The 23090-nt window shown below is 68.2% G+C and carries 18 protein-coding genes and 1 pseudogene; 7 read left to right on the top strand and 12 right to left on the bottom strand.

Annotated elements, in window-relative coordinates; translation table 11 throughout:
- Positions 1–427 precede the first annotated feature (427 nt).
- The 6 genes from OTB20_RS21625 to OTB20_RS21600 form a co-directional block, all read right to left on the bottom strand.
- On the bottom strand, positions 428–1825 hold the full coding sequence (locus tag OTB20_RS21625) for an 8-oxoguanine deaminase (RefSeq protein ID WP_267759596.1): 1398 nt from the start codon (positions 1823–1825) through the stop codon (positions 428–430).
- A gap of 199 nt (positions 1826–2024) precedes the next feature.
- On the bottom strand, positions 2025–2948 hold the full coding sequence (pucL, locus tag OTB20_RS21620; RefSeq protein WP_214953892.1) for a factor-independent urate hydroxylase: 924 nt from the start codon (positions 2946–2948) through the stop codon (positions 2025–2027).
- A 5-nt stretch (positions 2949–2953) separates the two neighbouring features.
- On the bottom strand, positions 2954–3358 hold the full coding sequence (gene uraH / locus OTB20_RS21615) for a hydroxyisourate hydrolase (RefSeq protein WP_267819807.1): 405 nt from the start codon (positions 3356–3358) through the stop codon (positions 2954–2956).
- Positions 3359–3366: 8 nt separating this feature from the next.
- Positions 3367–3882, bottom strand: coding sequence for a 2-oxo-4-hydroxy-4-carboxy-5-ureidoimidazoline decarboxylase (gene uraD / locus OTB20_RS21610; protein ID WP_267819806.1), 516 nt, complete (start codon positions 3880–3882; stop codon positions 3367–3369).
- 154 nt (positions 3883–4036) lie between these two features.
- Positions 4037–4435, bottom strand: coding sequence for a helix-turn-helix domain-containing protein (locus OTB20_RS21605; RefSeq protein ID WP_267819805.1), 399 nt, complete (start codon positions 4433–4435; stop codon positions 4037–4039).
- Positions 4432–4683: a thiamine-binding protein gene (locus tag OTB20_RS21600; protein WP_267759606.1), complete on the bottom strand. Its 252-nt coding sequence runs from the start codon at positions 4681–4683 to the stop codon at positions 4432–4434. Before OTB20_RS21600 ends, OTB20_RS21605 begins: the two co-directional genes overlap by 4 nt.
- A gap of 180 nt (positions 4684–4863) precedes the next feature.
- On the opposite strand from OTB20_RS21600, the gene OTB20_RS21595 reads away from it, so the two are divergent.
- The 3 genes from OTB20_RS21595 (at position 4864) to OTB20_RS21585 (ending at position 8363) form a co-directional block, all read left to right on the top strand.
- The gene (locus OTB20_RS21595; protein WP_267819804.1) at positions 4864–5697 is read left to right on the top strand and encodes a TIM barrel protein; all 834 of its coding nucleotides are present in this window, start codon (positions 4864–4866) and stop codon (positions 5695–5697) included.
- A 74-nt stretch (positions 5698–5771) separates the two neighbouring features.
- Positions 5772–6662 carry a 2-hydroxy-3-oxopropionate reductase gene (locus tag OTB20_RS21590; protein WP_267819803.1) on the top strand — a complete coding sequence of 297 codons (891 nt, stop codon included), beginning with the start codon at positions 5772–5774 and terminating at the stop codon, positions 6660–6662.
- A gap of 243 nt (positions 6663–6905) precedes the next feature.
- A complete protein-coding gene (locus tag OTB20_RS21585; protein ID WP_267819891.1) occupies positions 6906–8363 on the top strand; it encodes a catalase in 1458 nt (485 codons plus the stop codon).
- 931 nt (positions 8364–9294) lie between these two features.
- Here the strand turns inward: OTB20_RS21585 and gcl are convergent.
- On the bottom strand, positions 9295–11085 hold the full coding sequence (gcl, locus tag OTB20_RS21580) for a glyoxylate carboligase (RefSeq protein ID WP_267759612.1): 1791 nt from the start codon (positions 11083–11085) through the stop codon (positions 9295–9297).
- A 257-nt stretch (positions 11086–11342) separates the two neighbouring features.
- Here gcl and OTB20_RS21575 point away from each other — a divergent pair, with 257 nt between their 5' ends.
- Together OTB20_RS21575 and OTB20_RS21570 are read left to right on the top strand one after the other, a co-directional pair.
- Positions 11343–12161, top strand: a complete 819-nt coding sequence (locus OTB20_RS21575) for a hypothetical protein (protein ID WP_267819802.1) — start codon at positions 11343–11345, stop codon at positions 12159–12161.
- 39 nt (positions 12162–12200) lie between these two features.
- On the top strand, positions 12201–12689 hold the full coding sequence (locus tag OTB20_RS21570) for a glutathione peroxidase (protein ID WP_267819801.1): 489 nt from the start codon (positions 12201–12203) through the stop codon (positions 12687–12689).
- 109 nt (positions 12690–12798) lie between these two features.
- Here OTB20_RS21570 and OTB20_RS21565 read toward each other — a convergent pair whose 3' ends face one another.
- The gene (locus tag OTB20_RS21565) at positions 12799–14340 is read right to left on the bottom strand and encodes an AMP-binding protein (protein ID WP_267819800.1); all 1542 of its coding nucleotides are present in this window, start codon (positions 14338–14340) and stop codon (positions 12799–12801) included.
- A 217-nt stretch (positions 14341–14557) separates the two neighbouring features.
- A complete protein-coding gene (locus tag OTB20_RS21560; protein ID WP_267819799.1) occupies positions 14558–15724 on the bottom strand; it encodes a winged helix DNA-binding domain-containing protein in 1167 nt (388 codons plus the stop codon).
- 201 nt (positions 15725–15925) lie between these two features.
- Between OTB20_RS21560 and OTB20_RS21555 the strand changes: the two genes are divergently transcribed.
- A complete protein-coding gene (locus OTB20_RS21555; protein ID WP_267819798.1) occupies positions 15926–17110 on the top strand; it encodes a magnesium and cobalt transport protein CorA in 1185 nt (394 codons plus the stop codon).
- 40 nt (positions 17111–17150) lie between these two features.
- On the opposite strand, the gene OTB20_RS21550 is transcribed toward OTB20_RS21555, so the two are convergent.
- The 3 genes and pseudogenes from OTB20_RS21550 to OTB20_RS42475 all read right to left on the bottom strand — a co-directional run.
- The gene (locus OTB20_RS21550; RefSeq protein ID WP_267819797.1) at positions 17151–17912 is read right to left on the bottom strand and encodes a hypothetical protein; all 762 of its coding nucleotides are present in this window, start codon (positions 17910–17912) and stop codon (positions 17151–17153) included.
- Positions 17913–17919: 7 nt separating this feature from the next.
- The gene (locus tag OTB20_RS21545; RefSeq protein WP_267819796.1) at positions 17920–21525 is read right to left on the bottom strand and encodes a DUF6531 domain-containing protein; all 3606 of its coding nucleotides are present in this window, start codon (positions 21523–21525) and stop codon (positions 17920–17922) included.
- A 22-nt stretch (positions 21526–21547) separates the two neighbouring features.
- Positions 21548–21811, bottom strand: a pseudogene (locus OTB20_RS42475) (putative T7SS-secreted protein); the annotation flags it as partial.
- Positions 21812–21943: 132 nt separating this feature from the next.
- On the opposite strand from OTB20_RS42475, the gene alc reads away from it, so the two are divergent.
- Complete coding sequence (gene alc / locus OTB20_RS21540; RefSeq protein ID WP_267819795.1) at positions 21944–23083, top strand: allantoicase; 1140 nt, start codon at positions 21944–21946, stop codon at positions 23081–23083.
- Positions 23084–23090 lie beyond the last annotated feature (7 nt).

Below are 23090 nucleotides of genomic sequence, written 5' to 3'. Positions count from 1 at the left end.
TCGGTTATACACGTCGGCAGGGACGTGGGTGTCATGGAGGTGGTGCGAAAGCGTTGCTAGTCGAGCCTGTATGGAGTTGTGGGGGTGCTGCGCGTGCTTGTCCCAAGGGGTGCGGAGACGATTCGCCCGAGTCGTTTCCACGCGGTGGCGGCCCGAGCCGCCGGTGTGGAGGAGAGCCCGTGGGGAACCCGCCGAAGAACCTGCGGGGAACCCGCCGAGAGCTCGAGGAAAGCTGAAAGAGAGCTGGCGGTGCCGTGGCGGTGGCGCGGTACACGAGCTGCGGGGCGAGTGTCACGAGTCACCGCACCCGGGGCGCCTGCGGAAAATCCTCAGGCGCTACCCGGGAACGGCTGCCGCGGACCCCGCTCGGGTCCGCGGCCGCCGACCGGGGGCCGTCCCCCCCAGCCGGACTTCCGTGGGATCAGGCCTACGCGGAGAGTCGCGCGAGGCGCTGGGCCTCTTCCCGCGTGGACACCGCGATGGCGTCCTCGTCGGCGAAGAGGAGACGGTTGCTCTCGACGATCTGCTTGCCGTTGACGAACGACGCGGTGACCGGAGCCGCCGCACCGAAGACCAGGGCGGTGACCGGGTCGGCGATCGAGGAGTGCAGGAGCGTGCTCAGGTTCCACATCACCAGGTCGGCGCACTTGCCGACCTCGAGCGAACCGATGTTGTCGGCGCGGCCGAGGACCTGGGCGCCGCCGTAGGTGCCGAGGCGCAGGGCCTGGCGCGCGTTGAGGGCGCGCTCGCGGTGGACCGGGTTCAGGCGGTTGATGAGGAGCGCGTTGCGCAGCTCGGTGTGCAGCTCGCCGGACTCGTTGGAGGCGGTGCCGTCCACGCCGAGGCCGACCGGGACACCGGCGGCGAGCATGTCCGGGACGCGGGCGATGCCGGCGGCCAGACGGGCGTTGGAGGACGGGCAGTGCGCGACACCGGTCTTGGTACGGGCGAACGCGGCGATGTCGGAGTCGTTCATGTGGACGCTGTGCGCCATCCACACGTCCTCGCCGAGCCAGCCGGTCGACTCGAAGTAGTCGGTCGGGCCCATGCCGAACAGTTCCTTGCAGAACTGCTCTTCCTCGACGGTCTCCGAGCCGTGCGTGTGCATGCGCACACCCAGGCGGCGGGCCATCTCGGCGCCCTGCTTGAGCAGCTCGGTGGAGACCGAGAAGGGGGAGCAGGGGGCGACGGCGACCTGGGTCATCGCGTCGAAGGAGGCGTCGTGGTACTTCTTCACGGTCGCCTCGGTGTCCGCGAGCGCACCCTCGAGGGTCTCGACCGCGTGGTCCGGCGGCAGGCCGCCGTCCTTCTCGCTGCGGTCCATCGAACCGCGGGCGAGGGTGAAGCGGACGCCCATCTCGGACGCGGCGCGGATGATCGAGCCGGACAGGTCGCCGGAGCCCTTGGGGAACACGTAGTGGTGGTCCATGGCGGTGGTGACGCCGCCCTTGGCCATCGCGGCGAGGGAGCCCTGCGCGGCCGTGTACGTCATCTGCTCGTCGATGCGCGCCCACGTCGGGTACAGCGCGACCAGCCAGTTGAAGAGGTTGTGGTCGGTGGCCAGACCGCGCGTGATCCACTGGTAGAAGTGGTGGTGCGTGTTGACCAGACCGGGGGTCACGAGGTGCCCGGTGCCGTCGATGCGGCGGACGACGTTGTCGAGGTTCTCGGGGGCCTTGCCCGCACCGATGAACTCGATCTTGTTACCGGCGACGACCACGTGGCCCGAGGCGTACTCGGTGTCGTTGGCGTCAACGGTCGCAATCGCACAGTTTTCGATGACGATGCGCTCTACGGCGCTGTCATTGGCTGCCGATGCTGCCATGGGACTTCCTCGTGCTTTCAGTGGCGGTGCGGGCACGGCAAAACCCAGGGGATTTGAGTGCCGGAGCCGGGGGCCTTGACAGCTGACAGTACTGCCGCCCCGTGTGGTGCGTCCGGGTGCCGATTCAGGAAGTTGAGAGTACTGACAGGTGTCGCACCGCCCCGGGGCCACTGCGGAGCCCCGGGACGCGAGTGCCACATCAGAGGTTGGTCATGTCCACGGGGATACGGGCGTCGACGCCGTCGCGGAGAACCGTCGCCTCGATCAGACCGTACGGGCGGTCCGCGGCGAAGTAGACCTCGTTGTCGTTCTTGAGACCGAAGGGCTCGAGGTCGACGAGGAAGTGGTGCTTGTTCGGGAGCGAGAAGCGAACCTCGTCGATCTCCGAACGGTGGTTGATGATGCGCGAACCCATCTGGTACAGGGTCTGCTGCAGCGACAGGGAGTAGGTCTCCGCGAAGGCCTGGAGCATGTGCTTCCGGGTCTCGGCGTAGGACTTCTCCCAGTTGGGCATCCGCTGCTCGTCATCCGACCAGGCGAAGCGCCAGCGAGCCGAAACCTGGGTTGCCAGGATGCGGTCGTAGGCCTCCTTCAGGGTCGTGTACTTGTCCTTCACGTAACCCCAGAACTCGGAGTTCGTGGAGTTCATGACGACCAGGTCCTTGAGGCCGGAGATGACCTCCCAGTTCTTGCCGTCGTACGTGATCTGGGTGACACGGGTCTCCATGCCCTCGCGGACGAAGGAGTGGTTCACCTCATCGGAGCCGATGAACTTGGAGTTCGCGTCCGAGGTGGCGATCCGGGACCAGGAGTACTCCTCGATCCGGATGCGCGCCTTCTGGATCGGCTCCTGGCTGTTGACGAACCAACGCGCCAGGTGGATGCCGAACTGCTCGGCGGACTCGATGCCGTACTCCTTGGCGAACGCGTACACCGTGTTCTTGGTGGTGTCCGTCGGCAGGACGTTGGCGTTCGAGCCGGAGTAGTGGACGTCGTCCATGTCGCCGGAAAGGGCGACCGAGACGTTCAGGTCCTTGATGTGGTGGGTGTCGCCGTCCCGCGTGATCTTGACTACGCGGTTCTCTGCTTTGCCGTACTGGTTCTGGCCGAGAATCGTGGGCATGTCTGCTAGCTCCCTCGGTAAACGGAGTAGCCGAACGGGTTGAGCAGCAGCGGTACGTGATAGTGCTCGCCCGGGTTCACCGAGAAGGTGATGGTGACCTCCGGGAAAAACGCACCGCTGTCCCTTACGCGGGGGGCGTCCTGCTGCGCCTCGGCTTGCTTCTTGGAACTGTTCTTATTCACAAAGTACGTCTCGGTCTCGAAGTCGAGACGTACGTGGGTGGTGCCCTCCGGCAGAGCCGGCAGGTCCTTGCAACGCCCGTCCACATCGGTGGCGGAACCGCCCAGGGCCACCCACTCACCGCCCGGACCCTTACGGGCCGACAGGGAGATCGCGACGCCTTCGGCGGGCTTTCCGATGCTGGTGTCCAGAATGTGCGTGGACACCGACGCGGTGGTCTCAGTGCTCATGCTCGGTCCTACTCTCCTTCTACGGATTCCACGAGACGGGTCAGGCGAATCCGGTTGATCTTGACGAGCTCGCCACGAGCGGTTTCCCGCTCCTGTTCCGGCGAGTTCTCGATCCGGACCTTGACCGCGTCCCGCATGAACGCACCGGTCGCACCGGTGGCGCAGATGAGGAAGACGTGGCCGAACTTCTCCTGGTACGCCAGGTTCAGTTCGAGGAGCTCGGTCTTGAGCTCCTCCGAGGCACCGGCCATGCCACGCTGCTCGCGGGCGGAGGTCGGGTCTCCCGGCTTCGGCCGGCCGATCGGCGCATGGCCTCCCATCGCCTCGCCCAGGTCCTCCGCGGTGAGCTCGGCCATGGCGGCCTCGTTCGCGGAGAACAGGGATTCGGTGCTGGTGAAGGGGCGCTGGGCCAGCAGTTTGCTGCCCCATGCCGAGCTGGCGCACACCTCGTGCAGCTCGGCCGTGGCCTCGCTGTCGTCCAAGGCGTTGAACCGGGTGAGACCCGGGGTCGGACTCGAAGTCACGGTAGGCCTCCGTGGCCTGTTGTTGCTTTGACGGGCTGCGCATAGCTAACGCCCTCGACAACACCGCGTCAACACTTTGTTGAAACTTCCCGTACACAAAAGCCGCCGCCCGGGTGAATTGGGCGGCGGCTCGTCACTGTGGGTCAGGTTCGATTCACTCTTGGTTGGCTCCGCTGGATCCCTTGGGAGTGTTCGCGTCCCTGTTCAAGTAGTTGTAGACCGTGAAGCGGCTTACACCCAGCGCTCCCGCGACCGTTTCCACACCGTGCCGGACCGAGAAGGCGCCTCGCGCCTCCAGTATCCGCACCACGTCCTGCTTGGACTTCCGGTCGAGCCCGGACAACGGTACGCCGTGCCGGCGCTCCAGCGCCGCCAGGATGTGGTCCAGCGAGTCCGAGAGCTGCGGGAGCCTTACGGCCAGGAGGTCCTCACCCTCCCACGAGAGCACGACATCGTCGGGCTGAGCCAGGGAGGGATCCATCAGCTCGCCACCCATCGCGTCCACCAGCGGCTTGACCGCGGTGACGAAGGGATGGTCCCGGGGCTCGGTCATGGCGTGTCCTCCCCGATCACGTTGACCTGGAGCGAGACGCGCGTGGCTCCGGCCCCCAGGGCGTCTCGCAGCAGCACGGTGACCGCCGCCAGCACCTCTTCGGACTCCCCCTCGGCCGTATTGCCGAACGGGCCGACATCCACCGCGTCCAGCTGGGCCTTCTGGATGACCTCCCGAGCGGCTACGGCATGGGCAGGGGCCTCTTCGAGATCGAAGGGCTCGGTCGTGAACTCCACTCTCAATCGCACGTGGTCAAGCTACCCGGGCCAGATGGAGCGGCGCGATAGCGCCCCCTTGAGGGGTGGCGGTCGGGCGACGGGCGGGCCGGACTTTTCGGGAGGCGGCACTTGACAATCGTGCCGCCCTGCTTGCAGTCTTCCATCAGGCAGAAACTAACTTCCGCAATACGGAAGGAGCGCACACCCCTCATGGGATACACGGACCAGCGCTTCGATGTAAATCTTTCGATCCTCTTCACGGAACTCCCGCTCCTGGAGCGTCCCGCGGCAGCCGCCGCAGCGGGCTTCACGGCGGTCGAGCTGTGGTGGCCCTGGATCGAGACCCCCACCCCCGCTCAAGCGGAGCTCGACGCCCTCAAGAAGGCTCTTGAGGACGCCGGCACCCAGCTGGTGGGCCTTAACTTCTACGCCGGCCAGCTGCCGGGCCCGGACCGCGGTGCGGTTTCGGTTCCCGGTGAGGAGTCGGAGCGCTTCAACGCCAACATCAACGTGGCTGCGGACTTCGCCGCCTCGGTTGGCTGCAAGGCGCTGAACGCCCTCTACGGCAACCGCGTCGAAGGCGTGGACCCGGCCGTTCAGGACGAGCTCGCGCTGAAGAACCTGGTCGTGGCGGCTCAGGCCGCGGACCGCGTCGGCGCGATCCTCCTGATCGAGACGCTGAACAAGCCCGAGTCGCCGCTCTACCCCCTGGTGAGCGCCCCGGCCGGCATCGAGGTAGTGGACAAGGTGAACGAGGCCACCGGCCTCGGGAACGCCAAGTTCCTGCTCGACCTGTACCACCTGGCGATGAACGATGAGGACCTCTCCGAGGTCATCGAAAAGTACGCCGCCAAGACCGGGCACGTCCAGATTGCGGACAAGCCGGGACGAGGTGCCCCCGGCACCGGTGAGCTGCCCCTCGAAGAGCTGCTCGACCAGCTCCAGAAGGCCGGCTACCAGGGCTTTGTCGGTCTCGAGTACAAGGCCGCCGACGCCGCCGCCTCCTTCGCGTGGCTGCCTTCCGAGGCCCGCGCCGCGAAGTAGGCGGAAAAGTCCGGGCGAACAGCCAGGCACCTGACGAACTTTTCGTACGAAGCATTAAGAGAAGGACCCTCATCATGAGCAACCTCCCGAAGATCGCCTGGATCGGTCTCGGCATCATGGGCTCCCCCATGGCCGAGAACCTCCTGAAGGCCGGCTACTCGGTCACCGGCTTCACGCTGGAGCAGGACAAGCTGGACCGCCTGGCCGCGGCCGGTGGCGCCACCGCCGGTTCGATCGCCGAGGCCGTGGCCGACGCGGACGTCATCGTCACGATGGTGCCCGCCTCCCCGCAGGTCGAGGCCATCTCCTACGGCGAGAACGGCATCCTTGAGAACGCCAAGTCCGGCGCGCTGATCGTCGACATGTCGTCGATCACCCCGCAGACCTCGATCGACCTGGCGAAGAACGCCGCCGCCAAGGGCATCCGCGTCCTCGACGCCCCGGTCTCCGGCGGCGAGGCCGGTGCCATCGAGGCCGTCCTGTCGATCATGGTGGGTGGCGAGCAGGCCGACTTCGACGAGGCCCTGCCGGTCCTCGAGGCCCTCGGCAAGACCATCGTCCTGTGTGGCCCGCACGGCTCCGGCCAGACGGTGAAGGCTGCCAACCAGCTCATCGTCGCGGTGAACATCCAGGCGTGCGCCGAGGCCGTCGTCTTCCTCGAGAAGTCGGGCGTGAACCTCGAAGCCGCTCTGGACGTGCTCAACGGCGGTCTGGCCGGCTCCACGGTCCTGACCCGCAAGAAGGCCAACTTCCTGAACCGCGACTTCAAGCCCGGTTTCCGGATCGACCTGCACCACAAGGACATGGGCATCGTCACCGACGCCGCCCGCAACGTCGGTGCCGCCCTCCCGGTCGGCGCGGTCGTCGCCCAGCTGGTCGCCTCGCTGCGCGCCCAGGGTGACGGTGGCCTGGACCACTCCGCGCTGCTCCGCGCGGTCGAGCGCCTCTCCGGCGCCCAGATCTGAGCTCCGCTCCGATAGGCGGCCCGCTCGCCGGGCCGCCACCCACCCCGCTCGCGGGGCCCTGAGTTTCCGGATGGTGCCGGTGCTGACACCTGTCCTGTCGCGCCCAAGTGCCGGCACCGTCCGGATTACCTCCCCTCCCTCTTTTTTTCAACAAACTGTTGACGTCGAGTTCATGCCGAAATTAGGCTGTTCCGCATGACGGAAGACGAATTCCGTCAGCAGTTCCCCGTATGGAAGGTCACCATGTCGAAGCGCACGCTGACGACCGAGTCTGGCGCCCCGGTCGCCGACAACCAGAACTCCGCTACCGCCGGCGTCGGTGGCCCCATCCTGGTCCAGGACCAGCAGCTCCTGGAGAAGCTCGCCCGCTTCAACCGTGAGCGCATCCCGGAGCGTGTCGTGCACGCCCGCGGCTCCGCCGCGTACGGTCACTTCGAGGTGACCGACGACGTCACCGCGTACACCAGCGCCGCGTTCCTGAACACGGTCGGCAAGAAGACCGAGACCTTCCTGCGGTTCTCCACCGTGGCCGACTCGCTGGGTGGCGCGGACGCCGTCCGCGACCCGCGCGGCTTCGCGCTGAAGTTCTACACCGAAGAGGGCAACTACGACCTCGTCGGCAACAACACCCCGGTGTTCTTCATCAAGGACCCGATCAAGTTCCCCGACTTCATCCACTCCCAGAAGCGCGACCCCTTCACGGGCAAGCAGGAAGCGGACAACGTCTGGGACTTCTGGGCGCACGCCCCCGAGGCGACGCACCAGATCACCTGGCTGATGGGTGACCGCGGTATCCCGGCGTCGTACCGTCACATGAACGGCTACGGCTCCCACACGTACCAGTGGACCAACGCCCAGGGCGAGGCCTTCTTCGTCAAGTACCACTTCAAGACGAATCAGGGCATCCGCTGCCTGTCCGCCGAGCAGGGTGCCGAGACCGCCGGCAAGGACGGCAACTCGCACCAGACCGACCTGCTGCAGGCGATCGAGCGCGGTGTGAACCCGAGCTGGACCCTCTACGTCCAGATCATGCCGGCCTCCGAGGCCGAGGACTACCGCTTCAACCCGTTCGACGTCACCAAGGTGTGGCCGCACAGCGATTACCCGCTGCAGCGCGTCGGCCGCCTGGTCCTGGACCGGAACCCCGACAACGTCTTCGCCGAGGTCGAGCAGTCCGCGTTCTCCCCGAACAACTTCGTCCCGGGCATCACCGCCTCGCCGGACAAGATGCTCCAGGGCCGTCTGTTCGCGTACGCCGACGCCCAGCGCTACCGCCTCGGTGTGAACCACACCCTGCTGCCGGTCAACGCCCCGAAGGCGACCAAGGCCGACAACTACGGCCGCGACGGCGTCATGGCGCTGCGCAACGGCTCGCGCCACGACAAGAACTACGAGCCCAACTCGTACCAGGGTCCGGCCGAGACCGGTCTGGCGCTGGGCGCCCCGAAGGCCGTCGCCGGCTACACGGGCACCCACGAGGCCCCGGCCCACACCAAGGACGACCACTTCTTCCAGGCCGGTGAGCTCTACCGCCTGATGTCGGAGGCCGAGAAGCAGCGTCTGGTGGCGAACATCGCCGGCGGCCTGTCCCAGGTCACCATCGAGGACGTCGTCGAGAAGAACCTGGCTCACTTCCACGCTGCTGACGCCGACTACGGCAAGCGCGTCGAGACGGCCGTTCGCGCCCTGCGCGACGCCTGAGCCGTAAAGCTTCACCGGGATTCTGACGGGAGGTCAGGATCCGGGTGTTGAGCCCACACCGCGAACCCGGATGAGGGGTGGTACGCGGTGAGGGCAGGACGAGGACCGTGGCGAGCGTGCGAGCCAGTGCGGTGGTAATGGGTTCCGAGGCCCGTCTCTTGACCTGAGGGAGACGAAGCCGGAGTTCTCGTCGCCGTTCGCCACGGTCCCAGCCAACTACTCCTTATATATAGGGGCCACGCACAGCGCCCCCTGTACGCGAGGAACCACCTCCCCCACCCTCTCCGCCCGGCGGTGCGAACGTCCTGTCGCGCCAGCCTCGTTCCGTCGGGCGGTAACAACCCAGAGAGCCGAGTCACGGACGGTCCCGTGACTCGGCTCTTTGTCATGTCCGGATGGGTGGCACCCGGCTTCGGTGGGGGCCCATCGGCGGGTGAAGGACGTGGCCGTCGCCGTCGACACCACCCGGGCCCGTGCAGGCTCCGCGGACGACGGGCAGCCGGTGAGCGGCAACAGGGGGCACGGGTTCTCGTGGCCCAGCTCGCAGCCCAGCTCGCGACCCAGGGTGCCGGCAACGGCACGAGGCCCTTCCAGTACACCCGCTCCGGCCTCGCCGACCGGGCGTGACAGCCGGCTACGGCTCAAGGAATCCGGGCGCTCTGCGCCCTGAAGGAACACCGGGGCCGCGTCCCGGCCGAGAGGCCGGCCGCGGCCCCCTTTCCGTGCCCTGGAGGCGGCCGAGTACGGGTGCCCGTGCCGGGCCCGGCACAGTACAGCCCGCCTACCGGCCCGGGCGCGGCGCGTACGCCCCGCATGGCGCCCGGCGGGACGGCCGCGGGACCAAGGGCCCGTACCCGCACGCGGAACGGCCCCCGTTCCTCCTGGTGGAGGGACGGGGGCCGTTGCGTGGTGCTAGACCAGCCTTGCGGAACTAGGCGGACAGGGTGTTGCGGATCGCGGTCGGGGCGTGGCCCAGCTCGGTCGCGACCTCTTCGAACTCGGTGACATCGCTCATGTCGACCGTCTTGCTCATCGAGATGTTGGTGATGCGCTCCAGGATGGCCTCGACGACGACCGGAACCTGGTACTCCGCAGCCCACTTCTTGGCCTGCTCGAAGGCCTCGCCCAGCTTGTCCGGGTCGGTGACCCGGATCGCCTTGACGCCCAGGCCCTCGGCGACCTTGACGTGGTCGACACCGTAGACACCCAGCTCGGGGGCGTTGATGTTCTCGAATTCGAGGTTGACCTCGAAGTTGATGCCCAGACCGCCCTGCGCCTGACGGATCAGACCCAGGTAGGCGTTGTTCACGAGGACGTGAACGTAGGGGACCTTGTGCTGGGCGGCGACCGCCAGCTCCTCGATCATGAACTGGAAGTCGTAGTCGCCGGACAGGGCGACGATCGGCGTCTCCGGGTCCGCGGTGGCGGCACCGATCGCGGCCGGGATGGTCCAGCCGAGCGGGCCGGCCTGACCACAGTTGATCCAGTTGCGCGGCTTGTAGACGTGCAGCATCTGCGCACCGGCGATCTGGGACAGACCGATGGTGGTGACGTAGCGGGTCTCCGGGCCGAAGGCCTTGTTCATCTCCTCGTAGACGCGCTGCGGCTTCATGGGGATGTTGTCGAAGTGCGTGCGACGCAGCAGCGTGGCCTTGCGCTCCTGGGCGGAGGCGGCCCAGGCGCTGAAGTCGGGCAGCTTGCCCTCGGCCTTGAGCTCCTTCGCGATCTCGACGAAGAGCTCCAGGGCCGCCTTGGCGTCCGAGGCGATACCGAAGTCCGGGGCGAAGATCTTGCCGATCTGGGTCGGCTCGATGTCGACGTGGACGAACTTGCGGCCCTTGGTGTAGGCGTCCAGGTTGTAGCCGGTGTGACGGTTGGCCCAGCGGTTGCCGATGCCGAACACGAAGTCCGACTCGAGGAACGTCGCGTTGCCGTAGCGGTGCGCGGTCTGGACACCGACCATGCCGGCGGCCAGCTCGTGGTCGTCCGGGATGACGCCCCAGCCCATGAGGGTGGAGATGACGGGGACGTTCGTCAGCTCGGCGAACTCGACCAGCAGGTCGGAGGCGTCGGCGTTGAAGATGCCGCCACCGGCGACGATCAGCGGGCGCTCGGACTCCAGCAGGAACTGCAGGGCCTTGCGGGCCTGGGCGCGGGTGGCGGCCGGCTTGTAGACCGGCAGCGGCGCGTAGGTCTCGGGGTCGAACTCGATCTCGGTCAGCTGGACGTCGATCGGGAGGTCGATGAGGACCGGGCCCGGACGGCCGGAGCGCATCAGGTGGAAGGCCTCCTGGAACACGCCCGGAACCTGGGCGGCCTCCAGAACGGTCGTCGCCTTCTTGGTGACCGGCTTGGCGATCGAGGCGATGTCGACGGCCTGGAAGTCTTCCTTGTGGAGCTTCGCGACCGGGGCCTGACCGGTGATGCACAGGATCGGGATCGAGTCCGCGATCGCCGAGTACAGGCCGGTGATCATGTCGGTGCCGGCCGGGCCCGAGGTGCCGATGCAGACGCCGATGTTGCCGGCCTTGGCGCGGGTGTAGCCCTCCGCCATGTGCGAGGCACCTTCGACGTGGCGGGCCAGCGTGTGTGCGATACCGCCCACGTTCTTGAGCTCGCGGTAGAACGGGTTGATCGCAGCACCGGGAACGCCGAACGCTTGTTCGACACCCTCAAGCTTGAGGATCTCCACTGCAGCGGCGGCGGCTGTCATACGAGGCATCGAGTTCTCCTGCGGGTCTGGCGGTCAGGCTTTTCCGTAATCCGGAAGTTTTGTTCTGCTATACGGAACAAGCTAAGCGGCGACTCCCCGCAACGTCAAGGCGGTGCGGCACCCCGGAACCCACCAAAAGCCGCGTCTTGGGCAGTGACTTGTACGAAAAACCAGGGCTCGACTGAAAATCGGGGGTCTGCCCACCCCTCCGGTGGCAGGTGGTGGACCATGGGCCTACGCACAGCGACGAAGGGGGTCCAGGTCTCATGGCGGATGCCGTACCGGTGCGCTGCCCGGGGTGCCAACGCGAGAACGGGTACGCCGCCCCGGCTTTCCCCTGCGCCTGCGGGAACCCGGTCGCCCCTCCCCTGGACCTGGCGTCACCACCCCGGGAGCTGACCCATCGCAACTGGTCGGAATGCTGGGTCGCGGTGCGCTGCGAGGCCTGCGGCCGGGAGAGCCAGTGGCCGCATCCGGAGGTGGGGTGCCCCTCCTGCGGGACGGTGGTGCTGATTCCGGTGCATCCGCTGGAGCCGGCGGGCGGGGTTGCGGGGCCGCCCGCGGGCGGGGCTACGGGCAGGGGCCCGGCCCGGGATGTACGTACTCCCCCTCGCGCGGCGGAAACGCCCGGCCGGCCGTCGGTGGCCCCGGTATCGTCGGCGGCCCCGGCCGACCCGCCCCCGCCCCCTCAGGTGGCCCGGCCCGCTTTCCGGCCCGTCACCATCCGTACCGCCCGGGACGCGGTGGTCTCGGCCGCGCTGTACCTGCGCTGGCTCGGCTTCCAGGACGTGCGCCAGCCCGACGGACGGCCGATCCCGTCCGCGGCGGTGGACCTGCGGGCCCCCGGCCTCGTGGCCCAGGTGGACCCGAGCACGGCCCCGGCGGGACTGCGGGCGGTGGAATGCGTCTGGCTCAACGGGCTCACGGCCTGCGCGACCAGCGTCTACTTCTCACTCGCCGGCTACACCGCCGACGCACGCGCCCGCGCGGACGATCTCGGGATACCCCTCTTCGTCATGGACCTCACGGGCATGCCCCAGCCGGTCAACGACCCGGCGGAGCACCTCCTCGGCACGGGGGCCTAGGCTCGGGGGCATTACGTGTTTTCTGCCGAGGAGAGCTTGATGAGCCTGTACGACATCCCGCTGACCACGCTGTCCGACGAGCCCACCAGCCTCGCCGCGTACAAGGGCAAGGCGGTCCTGCTCGTGAACACCGCCTCGCAGTGCGGTCTCACCCCGCAGTACTCGGGTCTGGCCCGGCTGCAGTTCAAGTACGAGGAGAAGGGCTTCACCGTCATCGGTGTGCCCTGCAACCAGTTCGGCGGGCAGGAGCCGGGCAACGCCGACGACATCCAGACGTTCTGTGCGGCCGGCTTCGGCGTCACCTTCCCGATGCTGGAGAAGTCCGAGGTCAACGGCGAGAACCGGCACCCGCTCTACCAGGAGCTGGTGAAGGTTGCGGACGCCGAGGGCGAGGCCGGTGACATCACCTGGAACTTCGAGAAGTTCCTGATCTCCCCCGCCGGCGAGGTCGTGGGCCGCTTCCGCCCGCGCACCGAGCCCGAGGCCGCCGAGGTCATCGCGGCGATCGAGGCGCAGCTCCCGGCCTAGTGCCGTGACCGGCCCCGGCCGACGGCGCCGTCGGCCGGGGCCGCACCGTCGTCCGGGGCCGGTACGGGGCTGCGCGCGGCCCCGTACCGGACCTCCGGGTTTCCGGAGGTCAGTTCACCTGTCGATCCTGGCCCGACCAGTACGGTTCGCGGAGCTTGAACTTCTGGATCTTGCCCGTGGCCGTACGCGGGATGGTGGCGCGGAACTCGACCGTCGTGGGTGCCTTGTACCCGGCCAGCCGCTCCTTGCAGTGGGCGATGATCTCCGCCTCCTGGACGGCCGCTCCCTCCACGAGGACCACCAGGGCCTTGATCGTCTCGCCCCACTTCTCGTGCGGAACGCCGATGACAGCGACCTCGGCGACCGCCGGATGGCTGAAGATCGCGTCCTCCACCTCGATCGAGGACACGTTCTCACCACCGGTGATGATCACGTCCTTCTTCCGGTCGGAGATCGTCAGATGGCCGTCGGCCTCGTCGACCGTGCCGCCGTCACCCGTGCGGAACCAGCCATCCTCCAGTGCGGCCGCGGTCTCCTCCGGCTTGTCCCAGTACCCCTCCAGCACCACGTTCGACCTGGCCAGGACCTCGCCGGAGTCGGAAACCCGCAGCTTGACCCCCAGCGCCGGCAGCCCCGCGCGCGACAGCCTGCGCGCCCGTTCCCCGGCCGGCAGCCCGGCGTCGGCGGGCCGGGTCCGGTTGAAGGTGAGCAGCGGTGACGTCTCGGTCAGGCCGTAGATCTGCGTGAACTCCCAGCCGAGCTCCTCACCGATGCGCTGGATCGTCCGGCTCGGGGGCGGAGCGCCCGCGCAGACGACGCGCACCCGGTCGCGGCCCGGGATCTCGCCCTCCCAGCTCGCCGCCGCATCCAGGACCGTGTTCCACACGGCGGGCGCGCCGCACATCAGCGTGACCCCGTGCTCCTCGACCCGTCGCAGGATCTCGGCGCCGTCGACCTTGCGCAGCACGACCTGCTTGACGCCGAGCCCGGCCATCACGAAGGGCATGCCCCAGCCGTTGCAGTGGAACATCGGCAGGGTGTGCATGTAGACGTCGCGCTCCCAGACGCGCGTGTGCAGGCCGAAGGTGAGTCCGTTCACCCAGATGTTGCGGTGCGTCAACTGCACCCCCTTGGGGCGCGCCGTGGTGCCCGAGGTGTAGTTGATCGTCGCCGTCGCGTCCTCGTCCGGGTGCGACCAGGGGCGGGGCTCCACGCCGAAGCGCATCAGTTCTGCGTCCGTCTGCGGCCCGAGGACGAAGCGGTGGCGCGCCTTGACGCCGGACAGCGCCTCGTCCAGCTCCGGGTCGACGAGCAGGACCGAGGCCCCGCTCTGCCGGACCACGTACTCGACCTCCTCCGGCTTCAGCCGGAAGTTGACCGGTACGCAGACGCGCCCGCTCATCGGCACCGCGAACAGCAGCTCCAGGAGCCGGGCGGAGTTGTGGCTGACGACCGCCACGCGCTCGCCCTCGCCGACCCCCAGCGCGTCGAATCCCGCCTGCCAGGCCCGTACGCGCTCGCCGAGACGCCCGTACGTCGAATCGGGGACCGGTGGACCGGGCTGATCCGGCTCGTCCACCACGCCCGGACTGGAGGAGAAGCCCAGCTCCGCCCGGTCGAGGAAGTCCGTGACGGTCATGGGAATCCGCATTGCTCTCTCCTAGGGTCCCGAACAGCTGCCTGGATGAGGGGGCGCGGTCCGCCGGTGGTCGAGCGGCCCGCCACGAACGAGAACGAGTGGGGATGATCTCGGTCGTGCCAGGCATCGTGCCGTGTCGGACGTACGGGCCACCAGAGCGCGGCGGCGCGGAGGCCGACCGGCCCGGCCCTCACGCACCCTTCGCCCCCCCTCAAGCCTCTCGTCTTCCTCAGCCGTCGATGGACCCGAAGCGGACGGACCCGCCCGGACGGTCCTCGCACATGGCGGCGAGCAGGGCCTCCCCCTCGGCCACGATCTCCGCCCGGACGGCTTTGGAGACGGCGGAGAACAGCTCGACGGTGAGCATCGCGTCTCCGTCCAGCTTCCAGAGCCCCGCGAGGAAGCCGTCGAGGAGCAGCGTGCAATGGGCCTGGTTGCCGGACCAGGACCGCCCCTTCAGCTCGGGTGCGATCACCCGGGAGCGGTCGGCATGGGAGAGGAGCAGGTTGTCGAACTCGGGAAGGAAACGCGGCGGTGCGGGCTGCTCGGCATCGGGGCGGGGCCCGTCGGGCAGGTCGAAGAGCTCGACGCCGTTCTCGTCCTGGAAGACCTCCAGGACGGGCCTGAGCCGTTCGAAGACCTCACGCAGCCGGGTGAGCCCGGCCCACGTCTGCATGTCCTTGACGGAGGCGGGCCCGAAGGCCCCGAGATACCGCAGAACAGCCGTATCAATCCCTCCTACTTCCCCCGCCTCCCCTACGTCCCCTGCTTCCCCTGCTTCCCCTGCCGCTCCTTCCCCTCCCGCTGTCTCCTTCTCTCCGACCCACTGGTGCAGGGTGGTGAGCCGCACCTGCCCGCTCTTCCCCCACACCCCGCGCGGGGTGACCTGGACGAGCGGCAGCCGGCAGCGCGCGGCGACGGACAGCGACTGCGGGTCGGCTCCGGGCCACTCCTCGAGCAGCTCCTCCCGTATCTCCGCCATGGTGCGCGGCTCGGCCTCCACGAACACCCGCGCGCGCTCGGCCAGCCTGCCCAGGTCCACTCCGACCAGACCCTTGCGGAAGTAGTTGATCTCCCGGTCGCGGGCGGGCTGGACGAGCGGGCGCAGCGTGAGCGCGTCGTCGACCGTATGCGTGTGGATGGTCGACCTCATGGTGACCATCCGGACCACCTGCCGGGACTCCATCAGCCCGGCGAGCTCGGCCGGCCCGAATCCGGCGAGGCGGGCGTGGAGCTGGAAGTAGGGCGGCTTCACGTTCTGGGCCTGCAGCCCCAGCAGGTGGCGCGTGGCGTCCTGCGCGGACATCTCAGCGCGGCTCAGGAGCAGCTGACGGGCGAGCGTGGCACGGTTCAGCGCACGGGTGTCGAGTACGGGACGCATCGTCTTGGAGGCCATGGCAGCAACGTATCGGCCCATGCGGACAAGCACTGTCCGCAACTCCGAACCGGCCACACCCCCCATTCACACCCGTACTCACACCCGCACTCCACCCGTACTCACACCCCCACCGGCGGACCCGCATGGACCCGGGGTCCATTCACCCGGATATCCTGCCCCTTGCCCGTAAACATCCGTTCGACCGGGAGCTGACCTGCGATGTCGGAGCGACCAGACCGCCGCCCCTCGCCTCCGTCCGCGCCCACGCCCGCACCCGCGAAACGTGCGGGCTGGCGCCGCCCGGCCGCCCCTGCCTCCACTCCCCCGGCCACACCCCCACGGGCCCCGAAACCGGCCCCGCCGGCCCCCACCCCCGCGGACCACCGCAGCGTGATCGACTCCGCGGTCTACCGCGACGGCGTCCGGGTCGCCTCCCCCACCACCCTCGCCGACACCTTCCGCCGACTGCGCGAACAGCCCGACGGCATGGCCTGGATCGGTCTGCACCGCCCCACGGAACCCGAACTCCACTCCCTGGCCGATGAGTTCAACCTCCACCCGCTCTCCATCGAAGACGCCCTGGAAGCCCACCAGCGCCCCAAACTGGAACGCTACGGAGACACCCTCTTCGTCGTCCTGCGGGCCGCCCGCTACCTGGACGCACTGGAGGAGGTCGACTTCGGCGAGCTCCACATCTTCGTCGGGCCCGACTTCCTGATCACGGTCCGCCACGGCGCGGCCCCGGACCTGTCAGCGGTCCGCCGCCGCATGGAGGAGTCCCCCGGACTCCTCTCCCTCGGCCCGGAAGCCGCCCTGTACGCCATCCTCGACGCGGTGGTCGACGGCTACGCCCCGGTCGTCGAGGGAGTCCAGATCGACATGGACGAAATCGAGACCGAGGTCTTCAGCGGCGACCCGGAGGTATCCCGCCGCATCTACGAACTCTCCCGCGAAATGGTCGAGTTCCAACGCGCCACCCGCCCCCTGGTCGGCATGCTCCACAGCCTGATGGCCGGCTTCGCGAAGTACGGCACGGACGAGGAACTCCAGCGCTACCTCCGCGACGTGGCCGACCACGTCACCCACACCAGCGAACGCGTAGACGGCTTCCGCCAGGCCCTGACCGAAATCCTGACGGTCAACGCCACCTTGGTCTCCCAACAACAGAACGCCGAAATGCGCGCCTTGGCCGAAGCCGGCTTCGAACAGAACGAGGAAATCAAGAAGATCTCCTCATGGGCTGCCATTTTGTTTGCCCCCACACTCGTGGGAACCATCTACGGCATGAACTTCGAGGACATGCCGGAACTGAAGTGGGCAGGCGGCTACCCCTTCGCGATCCTCCTGATGGCGGTCGTCTGCGTGAGCCTGTACGTCATCTTCAAGAAGCGCGACTGGCTCTGAACCCCCCGCATCCCATCAGTTCCCCCGGGCCTGTGGGCGTTCATCCCGCGATCGCGTACCAATCCTCCCGAACCTGCAGCATCCATGTACGCATCGCCTCATGGCGCGGGTCGGGCGGCAGAGCCGAGACGCGAGCGAGCAGGGCTTCGAGCCGTATGAGGAGCGCGGGATCCTCGTCCTGCATCATGTCGATCCTCGGCTCGACGAACAGATCGAGGAACTCGGCAAGCGCCTCCCTGAAGGCCGCCAGCGCAGGGCCGGGCGTGGGGGCCTCGAAGGCATCCACCACACAGTCCGCAGGACTTTCCAGAATCCAGCCGGCGTACGTCCCGTCGGCGGCGGCCACGAGGTCGAAGCCCGGCGCCACCCGCAGGCGACGCAGCCCCGAGGGATCGGAGAGGAAAGCGGAATACGCGCAGACGACGGCCTTCGCACCAGGCGCAACCCACCGCACATCCACCGGCCGGGCCGAGAAGTCCTCCACCGTCGCCGCCCTCGCACCAGCGGTCTCCTGCGGAAGCCGCAGCCACGCGCTCCCGTCCCAGGCCGGGTCCTCCTCCTCGGGAAGCGCGACCATGACGCCCGACAGATTCCGGGTCTCCTTGTCGAAACGGATCTCGTCATCGCCTTCCCACAGCCAGTCCATGCTGCCGAAGGTCGCCCCGATGAACTTCTCCCGGCCCCACCGGTCCTCGTACGGCGAGAGGACCACGAACCGCCCGCCGAGCGAGAACCGCGGCACGGACTTCATCTGCCCCGGAACCGATCCGGCGACGACACCGCCCTCGAACTTGATGTCCATCCCTGTCCTACCTCAGTTGCTCCGCGGGCGGGAGGAAGCCATCGCCCTTCGACTTGGGAATGCGCCCCTCGACGATCATGTCTCGCGTCACCGGCGGACCGGGATCGTCCGGAGAGCCTCCCCAGGCTGCGGCACCGCTGTCGTTCTTGGGACCGGACGGACCGTAGCTCGTGACGACGTTACCGGCACCGCCCTTCTTGCTCTCCATGATCATGATGTCCTCGCCCTGGTGGAAGATGAGTCGCTCCTGACCACCCTTGGATATGTAGATGCCGTCCGGATTGGAGATGATCTCCAGCTCTCGTTCCGGCGTCAGGTGTCCGTGGTACCCGGTTGCCGTGCGCCGCTTGCCGTCCACAGCCCTTTCCAGGGCCTGGTCGATGACCTTGTTCACCTTCGCGCAGTCGTACAGGCCCAGCGGGTCGAACCAGGTGTGCGGATTGGCGACATAGGTCGACGGGTTGGGTGCCGGGGCCAGGCCCAGGGGGTCCTGTGTGACGTAGCGGGCCGTCTCCGGGTCGTAGTACCGGAAGTAGTTGTAGTGCAGTCCCGTTTCAGGGTCGAAGTACTGTCCCGGAAAGCGCAGGGGCGTGTACGCGGAAGCGTCGCGGTTCCAGCTCGTGGTCCCCCACAGGGTGGAGCTGGTGCGCCAGGCGATCTCACCCTGCTCGTCGATCAGCTCGGTCGGCGTGCCGATCAGGTCCGTGACGATGGCGAAGAACCGTTCGTTCACGTCCTCCTGCGCGGCGTTGCGTATGCGCTCCAGCTGGCTCAGGGGGTGGAGTCCCTCGTGTTCCCACGTGAGGATCACGCTGTCGGAGCCCGCACTTCGCGTGGACTGTTCGCACAGCACGCTGCCGTCCCACGTGAAGAGAGCCTCCTCGCCAAGAGCGGTTCCTTCGGACGAAAAGCTTCGCTTGGAGGTGCGTCGACCCAGCGGGTCGTAGGTGTACCGCCACAGCACACCGTCGGGGGTGGTCACTGCCGTGAGGCGGTCCTCGGCATCCCACGTATAGCGCCACGTGTCGGGCTTGCGGGAGAGCCGGGGCTTCTGCCGGAGGGTAACGCGGCCCAGCGCGTCGTACTCGTAGCGGACCCTTCCCGCGCGGACGAGCCGGGTGCCTTCGTAGCAGCGGGCGCCGGTGGCCTCCTCACCTCCTGGGTGAGAGGGCGGCCACGAGGCCGAAACCTGGTTACCCGCGGCGTCATAGGCATACTCCTCGGTCCACGCGTCGGCATGGACGGCGGTCACCCGGCCGACCGGGTCGAGGTCGAACCGCCGTGCGCCCGCAAGGTGATCCTCCACGCCGATGAGATGGCCGTCCGACCGGTACGCGTAGCTGCGCCGCTGGACCAACCGCCCGTCGCCGCCAGTCACCGTTCGGGCGGTAACCCTACCGAGCTCGTCCCATTGGCTACTGAGGGTGACCGCGCCTCCTATGAGGCGTTCGAGTTCTCGGCCGGCCTCGTCGTAGCGAAATCCGACGTTTCGGCCCGCGACGCTGACGCCAGTGCGCCGACCTGCGGCGTCATGGCTCCAGCTGCTCTGCGAGCCGGTCGGAGTCGTCCGTGCCACACGCCGCCCCACCTTGTCGTAGGCGTAGGCGATTTCTCGTCCGTCGACGTTCTCGGACCGGACTCGGCCCGCCTTGTCACGCAACCGGGTCAGGGTTCCATCGGGTCCGATCGCGTGCGCGAGTCGGCCGAAGATGTCGTACTCGAAGGTCGTGACCGCACCGGCCGCATCCTTGCGGACGATGCGGCCCAGCTCGTCCCGCTCGTACGCGATCCGCTGCCCCAAGGCGTTGGTCCGGGTGACGAGCCGGCCCGCCGGGTCATACGAGTAGAGGAGGCCACGGCCGTCGAAGTCGGTCTCCTCGACCAGCCGGCCCGCCGGATCGTATGCGTAGGACCAGGTCAGCCCATGGGGGCCGGTGACCTGCGTCAGGCGCAACTCGTGATCATGCGTGAAGTCATGGCGGGCACCGTCCGCACCCGTACGGGCCATCAGCAGGTCGAAGGCGCCGTACTCGTAGCTCTCGACGGCCCCTGTCGCGCCCACGTGGCGTATGCAGTTGCCCTCACCGTCATAGGCCCATGACTGCTCGGTGCCGTCCGGCTCCCGCTGGTACAGAAGGCGGCCCTCCACGCTCCAGGTGAAGCGTGTGGTGTTACCCAGGGGATCGACGACCGTCGCCGGACGGCCGAAAGCATCACGCGTGTAACGGGTGGTGGCCCCCAGAGGGTCGGTGATCTCGGCCGGGAGACCCGCCACATCACACCGCACGGCAGTCGTGTGGCCGAAGGGGTCGGTGACCGAGGCGAGGTGACCCAGCGCGTCATAGGTGAAATGGGTCGTCGCCCCCGATGAATCGGTCAGCGACGTCCGGTTGCCGCATGCGTCGTAGGTCTGGCGGATGACCGTGGAATCGGGCTGGGATACGCGCACCAGCCGCCCGCGGCCGTCGTACTCCGCGGTCGCCTCGCGGCCGTCGGGACGGATGAGTGAGACCAGCCGTCCGTCCTCGTCGTACGTGGACCGGGTCTGGTGGCCCAACGGATCGGTATGGGACAGCAGTCGGTTGAAGCGGTCGAACTCGTACCGGGTGACCGCGCCCATCGCGTCCGTCTCCGCGATGACCTGGGACCGGTTGTTGACCAGGTAGGTGTGGGAGTGTCCCGCGGAATCGGTAACCGTGGTCGTCGCCTGCTCCGTCCGAGGATCGCGACCGTAGGTGAACCGGGAACCGAGGTGACCGTGAGCGCCGGACTGGGCGACGCACCGGTCTCGGTCGTCGTAGGCGTAGTCGAAATGACTGCCGTTGCTGTCGGTCCAGGACACGATGCGGCCGTGCTCGTCGTACGCGAGGCGAAAGGGCATGCCGGAGGAGTTAGTGCTCTCGGTGAGGTGCCCGTCGGTGTACCCGAACCGCATGACCTCGTTACCGTCCGTCAGACGAAGCGCCGTGACCCGCCCGTCGGCCGTGGTCAGCAGGAGCTGATGACCGCTGCTGTGGCTTACACCGAGCGGGGTGCCCTGGTCGTCGTACCGGAACGTGAGGAACCGCCCGTTGCGGTCGTCGATCTGGTCCAGAAGAGCCGGGCCTTCCTCGCGAACACCGAAGTGACGGACGTGGCCGCTCTCCGGATCGGAGACGGTGTATCCGCAGCCATCGGGGTCCCGGCTCAGAGGCCACCGCTGTCCGTGCGTCGGCAGGACCGGGACTCCGGGAGCGGGGTGCGGGTAGAGCAGCACACTGGAGTCGTCTCGGATGAAGACGACGCCCTCGGCGTCGATCTCCAGGCGCTGGTCGATCGTGGACGCCCATGCGGGGCCGAACCAGCGGCCGGCACGGTACGAGGACTCGAAGGTGCGCTCGAAGACCAGCGAAAGGGACCCGGGGAGTACGAGGTCGACCTGCGGCATGATCATGCGCCCGGTGGCGACGTCCACCGGGTCTTTGGCGCAGATCTTGTTTTCCGTGCAACGGGCCGGCCCTTCCGGCCCGTCCTTGTCCGTGTGACGGCGGCCGGGGCCCTTGAGGTCGTCGAGGTGCGAGGCGGCCGATCCGACCTTCGGCGAACGGGTCCGGCTTGGGCAGCGGCTTGTCACTGGTGCGCGCCTCGTTGTAGGCGTCGACCTTCTGGTTGTACGCGTCGATCGCGGTCTTGGAGGCCTCCTGTCCCTTCTTGTAGAGGGCGACGGCCTCCTGTGCCTTGCCCTGTGCCCACGTCACCGTCGTGGCGTACGTCTCCAGGGCCTTGGCCGCGTCCTCGAAGGCGTCCGCCGCGTGCAGCCAGTCCGTGGGGAGCGTCTGGAACTTCTCCCGGAACGCGTTGGCCGCCGCACCCTTCCACTGACTGGGGTCGAGGCCCCCTCCCGGGCACGTATGTGCCACGCGGGGCGGACCGTTCAGATCTACTGAAATGAAAGATCGAAAACAGTCGATGGACGTAAGTGATCGTGGGCTGTGAGGGTTGTCCGTGTCACCCCAACTCCCTTGCAGGCAGCACAGAGAGGCCCCTCACTCATGAGTCCTTCCCCCGCCGGACACTCCGTTCCCGCCGAGTCCGCATTCGCCGCTCCGTACGTCTCCGGCGACCCGTACGCCGACTACCGCGGCAGCGACGCCGCCTTCACCCGGCTGACCGACCTCGCCGACCGCCGGCTCGGAGCGGGCGTCGTCGCGACCAACGACGAGTTCTTCGCGGACCGGGAGAACCTCCTCTCCCGCACCCCCGCCGCCTTCGACGTCCACGACTACGGGAACAAGGGCAAGGTCATGGACGGCTGGGAGACCCGCCGCCGCCGCGGGGTCGACGCCGGCCACCCCTTCCCCACGGACGCCGACCACGACTGGGCCCTGATCCGCCTCGGCGTCGCCGGCGTCATCCGCGGCATAGTCGTGGACACCGCCCACTTCCGGGGGAACTTCCCCCAGCAGGTCAGTGTCGAGGCCGCCGCGTTCGACGGCACGCCCTCCGTCACCGAACTCCTGGAGAACGACGGTGCGTGGGAAGTCATCCTGCCCCGCACCCCCGTCCGCGGCCACGCCGCCAACGCTCTCCCCGTCGCCTCGGACCGCCGCTGGACTCACCTGCGGATCAACCAGCACCCCGACGGCGGCATCGCCCGCCTCCGCGTCCACGGCGAGGTCGTCCCCGACCCGGCGTGGCTGGAGCTGCTCGGAACCTTCGACGTGGCCTGCGTCACCAACGGCGGCAGCGTGACGGACGCGTCGGACGGCTTCTACTCCTCGCCGGGCAACACCATCATGCCGGGACTCTCGCAGAAGCAGGACGACGGTTGGGAGACCAGGCGCCGCCGTGACAAGGGCAACGACTGGATCGAGTACCGGCTCGCCGCCCAGAGCGAGATCCGTGCGGTGGAAGTCGACACGGCCAACCTCAAGGGCAACGCCGCCGGCTGGGTGTCCCTGTCGGTCAAGGACGACGAGGTCGCCGACTGGGCCGAGGTACTGCCACGAACCGCCCTCCAGCCCGACACCCTGCACCGCCTTCCCCTGACGGTCCCCACCAACGCCACCCACGCCCGTCTGGACGTCTACCCCGACGGAGGCCTGGCCCGCCTGCGCCTCCACGGCAACCTCACCCGGGCCGGCGCCGCGGCCCTGGCCGCTCGCGTGACCAGCGCGACGCGGCAGGGCTGAACGGCCC

The sequence above is a fragment of the Streptomyces sp. H27-H1 genome (genome assembly GCF_026627445.1).
Taxonomy (GTDB): Bacteria; Actinomycetota; Actinomycetes; order Streptomycetales; family Streptomycetaceae; genus Streptomyces.
Note: the sequence above shows the minus strand (reverse complement) of the source record. Positions and strands in the feature narration are given on the sequence as shown.